The sequence below is a fragment of the Streptomyces sp. NPDC058685 genome (genome assembly GCF_042714725.1).
GTDB lineage: Bacteria > Actinomycetota > Actinomycetes > Streptomycetales > Streptomycetaceae > Streptomyces.
Genome location: NZ_JBHXSL010000019.1, coordinates 94,857 through 106,273, shown reverse-complemented (window position 1 = coordinate 106,273; position 11,417 = coordinate 94,857). Strand labels below are relative to the sequence as shown.

Sequence of the window (11,417 nt, the reverse complement as noted above, 5' to 3'; positions counted from 1 at the left end):
TTCCCGGGGGTTTGCGCCCACTTTCGGGGGGGCTTCTCTCCCGGGGGGGGGGGGTTTTGTGGCCCCCGGCCCCGGGGGGGGGGGGGGGGGGTGCATGAGCGCGGCCCGCACACCGGCACCGGCCGGTCACTGCTCCCGCATGCCCCAGGGCGAGCCGTACTCCGTCAGCAGATCCAGGAACGGCCTCGCCGGCAGCGCCTCGGGACCGAGGATCCCGCTGCCCGACCAGGCGCCGGACGCGAGCAGTTCGAGGGCGACCACCGGGTTGATCGCGGTCTGCCACACGACCGCCTGCGAGCCGTACTCCCGCATGGACCACTGGTTGTCGACCACGTGGTACAGGTAGACCTCGCGCGGGCGGCCGTCCTTGGTGCCCTTGACCCAGGTGCCGGCGCAGGTCTTGCCGTGCATCCGCTCCCCCAGCGTCGCCGGGTCGGGCAGGCACGCGGCCACCACGTCCCGCGGTGAGACCTGAACGGTCCCGGATCCGTCAGCCGCGGGCACCGGCACGGGGTCGGTCCGGTCGAGTCCCAGCAGGTGCAGCGTCTGCAGGGTCCGGATGAAGTCCTCGCCGAGGCCGTACTTGAAGGTGACGCGGCGTGCCTCGACCCAGCGCGGTACCAGCAGCACCTCTTCGTGCTCGACGTTCACACACTCCACCGGGCCGATGCCCTCGGGGAAGTCGAAGACCTCGGGCTCGCTGAAGGGGGCGGTGGTGAACCAGCCGCGGTCGGCCTCCCAGACGACCGGCGGGTTGAGGCACTCCTCGATCGTCGTCCAGATGCTGAAGGACGGGGCGAAGTCGTAGCCGTCGACGGTGAGGTTGGCTCCGTCGCGGATGCCGATCTCCTCGATCTCGTCGAAGAGTTCGTCGGCGGCGTGCCGGGCGAACACATCGGACAGACCCGGCTCGACGCCGATGCCGACGAGTGCGAGGGCGCCCGCCTTCTCCCAGTCCTCGGCGCGCTCGAACTGGCTGTCGCCGAGCTTGACCCCGCACAGCTCGTGCGGGCGCTCCGGGTGCGGGCGGGACAGGGACATGGCCATGTCCAGGTAGTTCGCCCCGGCGGACAGGGCCGCCTGGAAGAGCGGCATGACGAATCGCGGGTCGGTGGCGTTGAGCAGCACGTCGCAGTTCTCGCGCCGGAGCAGGGCGGCGACGGCGGACTCGTCGCTCGCGTCGATCCGCTCGGCGCTGAAGCGCTGGTCGGGCGCGAGGGCCGCGACGGCGGACTCGGCCCGCGCGAGGTCGTAGTCGGCGACGACCAGGTGGTCGAAGAAGGAGCGGCGGGCCGCGATCCGGGTGATGGCGGTACCGACCCCGCCGGCCCCCACGAGCAGTACACGCATGGCAGATCTCCGTTTCCAGGCACAGCCTGCAAGGCGCTGCTCCAGATTGCGGCGCCTGTCTTCATTCGATCCAACGCGTGCGCCACTATTCACGTCAATGGTGTTGGCATAAGGTCGACACGCCAGGACGCGGCCGTTTCGTGAGCCGTGGCCGGCTCGTGGCGAAGGAGCGCGCAGTGGCCAAGCCCGTCGTGCCGGAAGAGGCCCGGCGACGGCGCCGACCGACGAAGAACGGCGCGGTGCTGTCCGAGCAGGTGATCATCGACACGGCACTGCGCATGTTGCGGGAGCACGGCAGCGCCGGACTCACCGTCCGCCGCCTGGGGATCGCACTCGGCGCGGATCCGAGCACGCTGTACCGCTACTTCCGCGGTATCGACGATCTGACCCTGGCCATCGGGGACGTCCTCGTGGGGCGGGCCGTGGCGGGCTGGAAGGCCACCGGGGACTGGCGGCCGGACCTGCGGGACCTGGGGCTGCGGATCCACTCCGCATACCTCGGACATCCACAGGCCGCGGTGCTGACCGCGAGCCGGGTGAGCGGAAGGGCGCACGAGGTGGCGGCCGACGAGACGATCCTGGGAGTGCTGCGCACCGCCGGCTTCCCGGACGCGGGCGCCGTGCGGATCTATCACGCGTTCATCGACCAGGCGCTGGCGTTCTCGGCGCTCGACGCGGCCTCACTGGCTCTGCCGACGGCTGCCCGGGAGTCGGACGAGGAGGTCTGGCAGGCCACGTACGCGCGGCTGCCCGCCACCACGCATCCGCATATCGCGGCCACCGCGCACCTGCTCGTCGCGCGGATGAACGACAGCGCCTACCCCGCCGCACTGGAGATGCTGCTCGACAGCGCGGCGGCGCAACTGGGCCGTGCCGGATTCCCGGGCTCCTGATGCGCGCGGTGAGCAGGTGACCACGCGATGGACACGTGAGGAGCGCCAATTTCTCCGGCGCTCCTCGGTGCCCTGTTCAGATACCGGATCAGTGTCCATGCCCTCCGGTCCCACCGGTCTCGGCATGCCCGTCGGTCTCGGCCGGTGAGGATTCCTGTGGCGCGACGCCGACGCCCGCCTCGACCGTGAAGGCGGCGGTACGGACGGTGCCGTTGTGCCGGAAGTCGAGGAAGAGTCGGTAGGTGCCCGAGCTGGGAGCGGTGGCCGTGAACGAGATGCCCGGCCCCGGCCGGGTGCTGCCGTCGCCGGGCTCGCCGTTCGGGTGGACGTGGAGATAGGCGAGGTCTCCGGAGCGCAGGGCGACGAGGTGGCCGTAAGCACCGAGGTAGGGCTGGAGGTCGGTGACCGGCCGGCCGCCGCGGGCGACGTTCAGGGTGAGACGGCCGGCCTTGCCGGGCCGGAGGGTGCCGCCCAGGGTGACGGTGTAGCCGTCGACGGTCGCCGTCCGCGAGGGCCCCGGCATCTCCGCGGCCTTGAAGGGACCGGCGACGGGCAGATCCGCGCCGAGGGTGAGGTTCTTAGCGCCCTTCCCTCCGGGGGTGAAGTCGGCGAACACCCGATAGGAGCCCGCGGCGGGGAGGGTGACCGGGGTGGACCACGTGCCGTCGGAGGCCCTCGACGGGTGCAGGTGCTGGTAGGTGACCAGGTCGCGTGAGGCGAGGATCAGATGCAGTTCCTTGTCGTGCTCCCGTTGGAAGGCCTTGACCTGACGGCCTTGCCGGTCGCGGATGGCGAAGCGCAGTTCATCCTTCTCCCCGGCACGCAGGCCCGCCGTCTTCAGTTCGAGGCTGTAGCCCGCTTCGGAGATCTGGAGTCCTCCTGCCGCGGTGCCGGCCGAGCCGCCGCCGGGGTCCGGTGAGTCGTCCCCGGTGTGGCGGGAGTGAGCGGCGGGCTCGGGCTCGGACGTGAGGGGACCGACGGCGTTGCCGAGGCCGTAGGCGGCCCCGAAGGAGGCCACGAGGGCGGTGCCGAAGCCAGTGATCTTCACGACGGTATGCATGACGGTCCTTCCTGCGGGGCCCCCGGCTGGGGCTGCCTCGCCGAGCGTATACCCCTCGGGGGTATATGCAAGCGATCGGGGAACCGTTTGCCAAAAATACCGGGCAGGGGTATACCTGAAGACCTTCAGGGTACCCCCTGGGGGTATCAGATCGCATCTCCAGGAGGCACCCATGTCCCCGCCGCCGGGCCACCCGACCCCCCTGCCGGACAGGCCCGCGAGCCCGGCGCCCCGCCCTGTGCACCCACCAGCCCGAGGAGCAGTGATGACTGGCACGGTCACCGAAACCGCCGAGGTCGAACTCGCCATCGGCGGGATGACCTGCGCCTCGTGCGCGGCCCGGATCGAGAAGAAGCTCAACCGCATGGACGGTGTCCGGGCCACGGTCAACTACGCCACCGAGAAGGCCAAGGTCGTCTACGGCAGCGACCTGGAGGTCACCGATCTGATCGCCACCGTCGAGGCCACCGGATACACGGCCACCGAACCGGCACCTCCGCGCACCGCGCCCGGGACCGGCGAGGAGGGCGGCGCACCCGCGGAACCCGACGAGCTGCGGACGCTGCGGCAGCGACTGGTCACCGCCGTCGTGCTCGCCGTGCCGGTCATCGCGATGGCGATGATCCCGGCACTGCAGATCGAGTACTGGCAGTGGCTCTCCCTCACCCTCGCCGCCCCTGTCGTCACCTATGCCGCCTGGCCCTTCCACCGGGCCGCCTTCACCAACGCCCGGCACGGCGCGGCCACCATGGACACGCTGATCTCGGTCGGCACCTCCGCCGCCTTCCTGTGGTCCCTGTGGGCCCTGTTCTTCGGCACCGCCGGCACGCCCGGGATGACGCACCCCTTCGAACTCACCATCGGCCGCAGCGACGGCGCCGGGAACATCTACCTCGAAGCGGCGGCGGGCGTCACGGCGTTCATCCTCGCCGGCCGTTATTTCGAGGCGCGTTCCAAGCGCACGGCGGGTGCCGCCCTGAGGGCTCTCATGGAGCTGGGGGCGAAGGATGCCACCGTGCTGCGCGACGGACGGGAGGAGACCGTGCCCGTCTCCGAGCTGACGGTGGGCGACCGCTTCCTCGTCCGGCCCGGCGAGAAGATCGCCACGGACGGCACGGTCGTCGAGGGCTCCTCGGCGATCGACGCGTCGATGCTCACCGGTGAGTCCGTGCCCGTGGACGTATCCGCAGGTGACAGCGTCACCGGTGCCACTCTGAACACCTCGGGCCGTCTCGTCGTGCGCGCCACCCGCGTCGGCGGTGACACGCAACTGGCGAGAATGGCACGGCTGGTGGAGGACGCCCAGAACGGCAAGGCGGCCGCCCAGCGCCTCGCCGACCGGATCTCCGCGGTGTTCGTCCCCGTGGTGATCGCCCTCGCGCTCGGCACGCTCGGGTTCTGGCTCGGCAACGGCGCGGGGCTGACGGCCGCGTTCACCGCGGCCGTCGCCGTACTGATCATCGCCTGCCCCTGCGCCCTGGGGCTCGCCACACCGACCGCGCTGATGGTCGGCACCGGACGCGGTGCGCAGCTCGGCATCCTCATCAAGGGCCCCGAGGTCCTGGAGACGACCCGGACCGTCGACACCGTCGTCCTCGACAAGACCGGCACCGTGACCACCGGCACGATGACGCTGCTCGACGTCCACGTCGCCGAGGGCACGGACGAGACCGAGGCGCTGCGACTGGCCGGCGCTCTCGAGCACGCCTCCGAACACCCCGTCGCCCGGGCCGTGGCGGCCGGAGCGTCCGGCCGGGTCGGCGTCCTGCCGGTGCCGGAGGACTTCGCGAACATCCCCGGGCTGGGCGTCCAGGGCATCGTGGAGGGCCACGCGGTCCTGGTCGGCCGCGAGAAGCTGCTGAACCAGTGGGCGATCGAGCTGCCCGCCCAGCTCGCCCGCGCCACCCGCGAGGCGGAGGGCGCCGGGCGGACGGTGATCGCGGTCGCCTGGGACGGGGAGGCCCGCGCCGTCCTCGCAGTCGCCGACGCGGTCAAGGACACCAGCGCCGAAGCCGTACGACGGCTGCGCGGTCTCGGGCTCACGCCGATCCTGCTCACCGGCGACAACGCGGCAGTCGCCCGTGCCGTCGCGGCCGAAGTCGGCATCGACGAGGTGATCGCCGAGGTGATGCCCGAGGACAAGGCCGATGTCGTCAAGAGGCTTCAGGCCGAGGGCCGTTCCGTGGCGATGGTCGGTGACGGTGTCAACGACGCCGCCGCCCTCGCCCGGGCCGACCTCGGACTCGCGATGGGTACCGGTACCGACGCCGCCATCGAAGCGGGCGACCTCACCCTCGTACGAGGTGACCTGCGGGCCGCGGCGGACGCGATCCGGCTGTCCCGCAAAACACTCGGCACCATCAGGTCCAACCTCTTCTGGGCCTTCGCCTACAACGTGGCAGCCCTGCCGCTCGCGGCCGCCGGGCTGCTCAACCCGATGATCGCGGGCGCGGCGATGGCGTTCTCCTCGGTCTTCGTCGTGGGCAACAGCCTGCGACTGCGCAGCTTCCGGGCCACCGTGTGATGGCGGCCGGCCAGGAATCGCCGTCGTACCCGATCTCCCTCCCCCATACCCCCTGCCCGTATAAGCTCGCGCCGACCGCCCCTGCGCCGCGGAGAGTTCGCCTCGGCCCGCTCCCGGGGCCACCCGGGGATGCTCCGGGGAGTCGCGTCCGCACCGGTGCACGGCGGTCCGTGCGCCGACTGCGGCGAAGGTGAGGCGAGCGCGGGAGGGGCGATCTGATGGCGGGTGCGGACTGGCTTCCGGTGCTCCTGCTGCTGGGGGTGGCCTCGGCGGGCATCGCGGTCGTGTACGCGGTCGGCGGTGTGCTGCGGGTCGTACGGGAACCCCTCGTGGACGTGATGCCGTTCAGCGGAGGCCTGAGTCCGCAGGAGCACCCCTTCTCCCGCTTCCACGTGCGCTGGTACCCGGTGACGATGATCTTTCTCGCCTTCGACATGGAGATGCTGTTCATGTACCCCTGGACGCTCGTCGTCGGCGAGGTCGGCGTCACCGCCGTGGTGGAGATGTTCCTCTTCCTGGGCATCCTGCTGGCCGCGGTGGGCTACGCATGGCGGGAGGGCGCCCTGCGATGGACCTGAGGAAACGAATCCTGCGGACAGCGCTGGCCCGGCCCGCCGTCCTGCCGGCGGTCTGCCCGGGTGCGACCGGGTCCCGGGTCCTCCTGGAACGCGAACTGCGGTCGCGCGGCTGGCCCTTGGCCGCCGGCCCGGCGACGGCGAACCTCCTCGCCGTGGTCGGCCGTCCCGATCCCGCCCGGATGGACTGGTGCGAGGGCCTGTGGCGCGCGATGCCCGCCCCGCGGGCCCGCATCGTCATCGTCGCTCCCGAACAGATCGCGCGCGGTCTCGACGCGGGCGCTGCCGCACTGCTGCGCCCCGCGGCCGCCGGCCCTCCACTCCCCCGTCCCGGTGCGCGGCCGGAGGACCACCGGCACGGGTCCGCGCCGCACACCGCTCATGAGGGACACGGTGAGGACGGGTCGCGTCACGGCACGCACGAGACGCACGGACGTCACGGCGCGCACGAGACGCACGGCGAGCCCGTTGGCCACGGCGGACACGGCGACCGCTCAGCGCACGGCGGGCATGAGGGTCACGACATGGCGATGGAGGTCTCCGGCCTGCCCATGGCCGACCGCGCCGACGACCGGGACGGGCTGCGGCTCGATCAGCTCCATGTCCCTCTGGGACCCGCCCTGTTGGACTGGCCCGCGGGTCTGGTGCTTCGGCTCTCCTTGCAGGGTGACGTGGTGCAGCGCGTACACGTCGAGCGGATCCCCGCCCTCGCCGGCGACGGGCGACCGTTCTGGGACGAGCCGTGGCTGCGCGCCGCGGCCGGTGAGGAGGTGCCCGGCGGACTGGCGGCGCGACGGCTGTGCGCGGCTCATCTCGACAGCGTGGGCCGCCTGTTGGCGGTGGCCGGCTGGCCCGCACAGGCGCAACAGGCCCGGGCCGCACGGGACACCGCGCTGGAGGGGGCTCCGGCGAAGCATGTCGTGGCGGCGGTCTCGCCGTTGGTGCGCAGGGTCGGCCGTTCGCGGACCCTGCGATGGCTGACCGGAGGGGTGGGCGTGCTGGACGCGCGCACGGCCGCGGCAGCGGGCGTCTCGGGCCCTGCGCTCGCCGCGGGCGGAGATGTCTGGGACCGCTTGGACATGTGGCTCGACGAAGCGGCTCACGCCGCCGCGATGTGCGAGGAGACCGCCCCCCTCGACGGTTCGGACCCGATCGGACCGCGCGGCGCTCTCGACGGCCCGATGCCGCCGTCGCAGGCGCTGCTCGACGTACTCCCCCGGCTCCTGGAGGGCGCGGAGTTCGCGAGCGCCCGGCTCACCGTGGCCAGTCTCGACCCCGATCTCGACGAACTCACGCAGAGCGTCGCGGCGATGACGGTGACTCATGACTGAGACGACCTCGCTGTGGTCGGTCCTCGTCCTGCCCTGCGTCCTGGTGCTGGTCGCCGCGTGCGCGGCGACCGCCGATGCCGCGCTGGGGTCGGGGCCCGGCGGTACGCGGCGCGCGGGGCCCGGGCGTGAGGTCCTGCGGCTCCTGGTGCAGCAGCGCCGTACGACGAACGCCTCGGACCACCTGCTGCTGCGTGTGGGTGTGACGCTTCTGCCGGTGGCCGCGGTCCTCGCCGGGGTCGTGGTGCCGCTCGGCTTCACGGCGGTGAGTGATCTCCCCGACGGGATCGTGTGGTTCAACGCGATGGAGGCCCTCGCCTGGGCGGCGGTCTGGCTGACGGGTTGGGGGCCGAACTCGGCCCTGTCGATGATCGGTGGCTACCGGTTCCTCGCCCAGGGCCTGGCGTACGAGATCCCGCACATGCTGGCCATCACGACCGCCGCGCTGGGAGCGGAGTCGCTGCGCGTCGGCGCGGTCGTCGACGCGCAGGCCGGGCTCTGGTTCGCGGTGTGGATGCCGGTCGCGTTCGTCGTCTATCTGGCGAGCGCGCTGGCGATGGCGTTCTGGGGTCCTTTCGACCAGCCCGTCGGCAGCGACGCGGCCGGCGGGGCAGCGGCCGAACTGTCCGGAGTGGAACGGGTGCTGTTCCTCGGCGGGCGCCGGCTGCTGCTCACGGTGGCCGCGGCCACCGCCGTTCCGCTGTTCCTCGGCGGCGGCCACGGACCGTGGCTGCCGGGCTGGGTCTGGACCCTGATCAAGACCGCGGCGGTCCTTGCCGTACTGATGTGGGCACGGCGCCGGCTGCCGGTGCTGCGCATGGACCGCTACATGGAAGTGGCCTGGGTGGTGCTGACACCGCTGGCCGTCCTCCAGGCCCTGGTGGTGGCACTGGTGGTGCTCGGCCGATGACCGCTGAAGGGGCGCCCCGTGCTGAGTGATGTCGTCTTCTTCGTCCTGGCCGTCCTCGCCGTCACCGCGGGGGTGATGGTCTTCGTCGTCGACTCCATGGCCCGGGCGACGTTCTCGCTGCTGATCTCGCTGCTCGCCGTGGCGGGCGTGGTCGTCCTGCTGGGTCTGGACTACCTGGGCATCGTCATCGCCTTGATGATGACGATCGAGATGGCCATCATGGCCGTCTTCATGATCATGTACATGATGAATCCGGCCGGCCTGATGCCGATGACCATGATGCACAACGCCAAGGGCTCCGCGGTCCTGTGCACCGCGCTGTTCGTCCTCCTGGCGGCCGGGATCCTGCTGGCGCCGTGGCCCGCGCGCAAGGGACGACCGCCGCGGGACGTGACCATGGACCTGGGGCTCTCCCTGATGGGACCTCAGATGCTGACGATGATGACCCTGGGGATGGCGCTGTTCGCGACGATCGTCTCCAGCGTGGTGCTGGCCACCCGCCGCGGCCGCTACGACCGCCTCGGCGACGAGCTCGACGCGCGGCGCCCCGACGACCCGGTGCGGGGAGGGGTGGGCCGGTGAGCCTCCAAGCCGTCCTGCTGCTGGCCGCGGCCCTGTGGTGCACCGGCCTGTTCGGCGCCCTGACCCAACAGTCGATCGTCATGCTGATGATGGGGCTGGAGCTGATGCTCGGTGGCGTCGTCGTCGCCGCGGCCGGCGCGTGGTACTACGTCGCGCCGGGCCGTGCGGACGGACAGGTCGTCGTCATCGTCGCGGTGACCGCCATGGCACTGGAGATGGCGATCGGTTTCGCGATCGTCACCGCCCTGTTCCGTGACCGCGAGGTCGACATGACCGACATGGCCGCGGAGCTGAAGGAGTGAGCGGCGTGCTGTGGGCGCTGATCGCCCTGCCCCTGGGGGCGGGAGGCCTCCTGCTGGTGGCCGGCCGCCGTGCCGACCGGGCGGCGGCCGTCACCGCCGTGACCGCGATGCTCGTGACCGTGGGGCTCGCGGTGACCGTGGCCTTCACACAGCCGTCCGTCCGTGCGCCCTTCCTGTCCGGCCTGCCCGCCGAACTGACCGTCGACGGGCTGTCCGGTCTCCTCGCCGTCACCGTCGCGGCCGTCACCCTGCTCGTCCTGGCCTTCAGCGCGGCCCAGTTCGGACCCGACCAGGCGCGCGCCCGCTTCTTCGGACTCATGCTGCTCTTCGCCGGAAGCATGCTCGTCACTGTCACCGCCGCCACCCTGCCGGTGCTGCTGATGGGCTGGGAGGTCATGGGCGCCACCTCCTGGGCACTGATCGGCTACTGGTGGCGCGACAGCGAGCGCGTCGGCGCCGCCGACACCGCCTACCTCACCACACGCACCGCCGACCTCGGTCTCTATCTCGCCGCCGGCGCCGCACTCGCCGCCGACCCCACCGGCACGCTGGCCCTGGGCGACCTGGCGGAGGCGGCGGACCCGTGGCGTTCCCTGATCTGCGCCGGACTGATCGCCGCGGCGTTCGGCAAGTCCGCCCAACTGCCGTTCAGCTTCTGGCTCTCCCGCGCCATGGCCGGTCCGAGCCCCGTCTCCGCTCTGCTGCACTCCGCCACCATGGTCGTCGCCGGTGCGTATCTGCTGCTGCGTACGAGCCCTCTGCTGGAGGCGTCCGGCTGGGGCACCCACGTGGTCGCGTGGACCGGAGCGCTCACCGCGATCGTGCTGGGCCTGGTGGCGCTGGCGCAGAACGACCTCAAGCAACTGCTCGCCGCTTCCAGTTGCGCCCAGATCGGCTTCATGGTGCTGGCCGCGGGAGCCGGAGGGATCACGGGCGGCACTCTCCAGCTGATCGCGCACGCGGCCGCCAAGAGCCTGCTGTTCCTCATCGCCGGAGCGTGGCTGACCGCGCTCGGCACCAAGGCGCTGCCCGGACTGCGCGGCGCGGCCAGGCGGTACCGGGTGGCCGGTGTGCTGTTCACCGTCGGCGCGTGCACCCTAGCCGGGCTGCCGCCGTTGTCGCTGTGGGCGACGAAGGACGTGGTGCTGGCGGCAGCGCTGGAGACCTCACCCTGGTTGTACGCAGCGGGGCTGACGGCCGCGGTGGTGTCCGCCCTGTACAGCGCCCGAGCGGTGTGGTTCGTCTGGCAGCCGGCGCGGACGGACGATCACGGTCTCGACAGCGAGGGGCGCGGAACCCGGCAGGTTCCCGGGCGGGTACTGCCGCCCCTGGCCGTGCTCGCCCTGGCCTGTGCCCTGCTGAGCCCGTTGGCGTTCGACCCGGCGCGCGCCGCCGTGTCCCGGGTACTGGGTGCGGGGTCCGAGCCCGCCCCGCACCTGTGGGAGTGGATGCTCTCCGGTGCCCTCGCTGTCGTCGCGGCGTCGGCCGCCTGGGCGTGGGCCTCTTGGAAGGCACCGGTTCCCGCCGGGTCCCCGGGCTTCGGCGGACCGAGCTCACCGACCTTCTTCGGCGGCTGGCTGAGGCTGGAGCAGGCTGCCCATCTGCTGCTGGTACGGCCGGTGTTCGCCCTCGCCCGGACTGCCGCGCGGTTCGACGACCGCGTCCTGGACGCCGCCGTGCGCGGCGCGGGCCGCGGGGCGCTGGACCTGGCCCGCTGGTCCGATCAGCGGCTGGAGGCGGGGGTCGGCGGCTCGGTGTCCGCCGTCGCCTCGGCCGGCCGCGCGCTGGGCCGCCTCGCACGACGGCCCCAGACGGGCCTGCTGCACCAGTACCTCGCGCAGGCCGTCGCGGCCTTCACCGTCCTTGCCGTCGTGTTCGTCCTCGTGAAGTAGG

The 11,417-nt window shown here is 72.1% G+C and carries 10 protein-coding genes; 8 read left to right on the top strand and 2 right to left on the bottom strand.

Annotated elements, in window-relative coordinates:
* Positions 1-126: 126 nt before the first annotated feature.
* Positions 127-1,350, bottom strand: coding sequence for a saccharopine dehydrogenase family protein (locus ACFWU3_RS18150; protein WP_384438016.1), 1,224 nt, complete (start codon positions 1,348-1,350; stop codon positions 127-129).
* 176 nt (positions 1,351-1,526) lie between these two features.
* On the opposite strand from ACFWU3_RS18150, the gene ACFWU3_RS18145 reads away from it, so the two are divergent.
* A complete protein-coding gene (locus ACFWU3_RS18145; RefSeq protein WP_384438014.1) occupies positions 1,527-2,243 on the top strand; it encodes a TetR/AcrR family transcriptional regulator in 717 nt (238 codons plus the stop codon).
* An 88-nt stretch (positions 2,244-2,331) separates the two neighbouring features.
* Here ACFWU3_RS18145 and ACFWU3_RS18140 read toward each other — a convergent pair whose 3' ends face one another.
* Positions 2,332-3,303, bottom strand: a complete 972-nt coding sequence (locus tag ACFWU3_RS18140; RefSeq protein ID WP_384438011.1) for a hypothetical protein — start codon at positions 3,301-3,303, stop codon at positions 2,332-2,334.
* A 265-nt stretch (positions 3,304-3,568) separates the two neighbouring features.
* Between ACFWU3_RS18140 and ACFWU3_RS18135 the strand changes: the two genes are divergently transcribed.
* From ACFWU3_RS18135 to ACFWU3_RS18105, 7 genes are all read left to right on the top strand, one after another.
* On the top strand, positions 3,569-5,827 hold the full coding sequence (locus tag ACFWU3_RS18135; RefSeq protein WP_384438008.1) for a heavy metal translocating P-type ATPase: 2,259 nt from the start codon (positions 3,569-3,571) through the stop codon (positions 5,825-5,827).
* Positions 5,828-6,045: 218 nt separating this feature from the next.
* Entirely contained in the window at positions 6,046-6,405 is a 360-nt protein-coding gene (locus tag ACFWU3_RS18130; RefSeq protein ID WP_384438005.1) for an NADH-quinone oxidoreductase subunit A, read from the top strand.
* The gene (locus ACFWU3_RS18125) at positions 6,396-7,733 is read left to right on the top strand and encodes a hypothetical protein (protein WP_384438002.1); all 1,338 of its coding nucleotides are present in this window, start codon (positions 6,396-6,398) and stop codon (positions 7,731-7,733) included. Before ACFWU3_RS18130 ends, ACFWU3_RS18125 begins: the two co-directional genes overlap by 10 nt.
* Positions 7,726-8,640 (top strand): complex I subunit 1 family protein, encoded by a 915-nt coding sequence (locus ACFWU3_RS18120; protein WP_384437999.1) that lies wholly within the window; start codon positions 7,726-7,728, stop codon positions 8,638-8,640. Before ACFWU3_RS18125 ends, ACFWU3_RS18120 begins: the two co-directional genes overlap by 8 nt.
* 18 nt (positions 8,641-8,658) lie before the next feature.
* A complete protein-coding gene (locus ACFWU3_RS18115) occupies positions 8,659-9,222 on the top strand; it encodes an NADH-quinone oxidoreductase subunit J (RefSeq protein ID WP_384437996.1) in 564 nt (187 codons plus the stop codon).
* Positions 9,219-9,524, top strand: coding sequence for an NADH-quinone oxidoreductase subunit NuoK (locus ACFWU3_RS18110; protein ID WP_384437993.1), 306 nt, complete (start codon positions 9,219-9,221; stop codon positions 9,522-9,524). Before ACFWU3_RS18115 ends, ACFWU3_RS18110 begins: the two co-directional genes overlap by 4 nt.
* A complete protein-coding gene (locus ACFWU3_RS18105; protein WP_384437990.1) occupies positions 9,521-11,416 on the top strand; it encodes an NADH-quinone oxidoreductase subunit L in 1,896 nt (631 codons plus the stop codon). The genes ACFWU3_RS18110 and ACFWU3_RS18105 overlap by 4 nt, the downstream gene beginning before the upstream one ends.
* Position 11,417 lies beyond the last annotated feature (1 nt).

What these genes read in the sequence shown, in the direction of transcription:
- ACFWU3_RS18135 (WP_384438008.1), top strand. Translation starts at nt 3,569, where the DNA reads ATGACTGGCACGGTCACCGAAACCGCCGAGGTCGAACTCGCCATCGGC.
- ACFWU3_RS18130 (WP_384438005.1), top strand. Translation starts at nt 6,046, where the DNA reads ATGGCGGGTGCGGACTGGCTTCCGGTGCTCCTGCTGCTGGGGGTGGCC.
- ACFWU3_RS18120 (WP_384437999.1), top strand. Translation starts at nt 7,726, where the DNA reads ATGACTGAGACGACCTCGCTGTGGTCGGTCCTCGTCCTGCCCTGCGTC.
- ACFWU3_RS18125 (WP_384438002.1), top strand. Translation starts at nt 6,396, where the DNA reads ATGGACCTGAGGAAACGAATCCTGCGGACAGCGCTGGCCCGGCCCGCC.
- ACFWU3_RS18140 (WP_384438011.1), bottom strand. Translation starts at nt 3,303, where the DNA reads ATGCATACCGTCGTGAAGATCACTGGCTTCGGCACCGCCCTCGTGGCC.
- ACFWU3_RS18150 (WP_384438016.1), bottom strand. Translation starts at nt 1,350, where the DNA reads ATGCGTGTACTGCTCGTGGGGGCCGGCGGGGTCGGTACCGCCATCACC.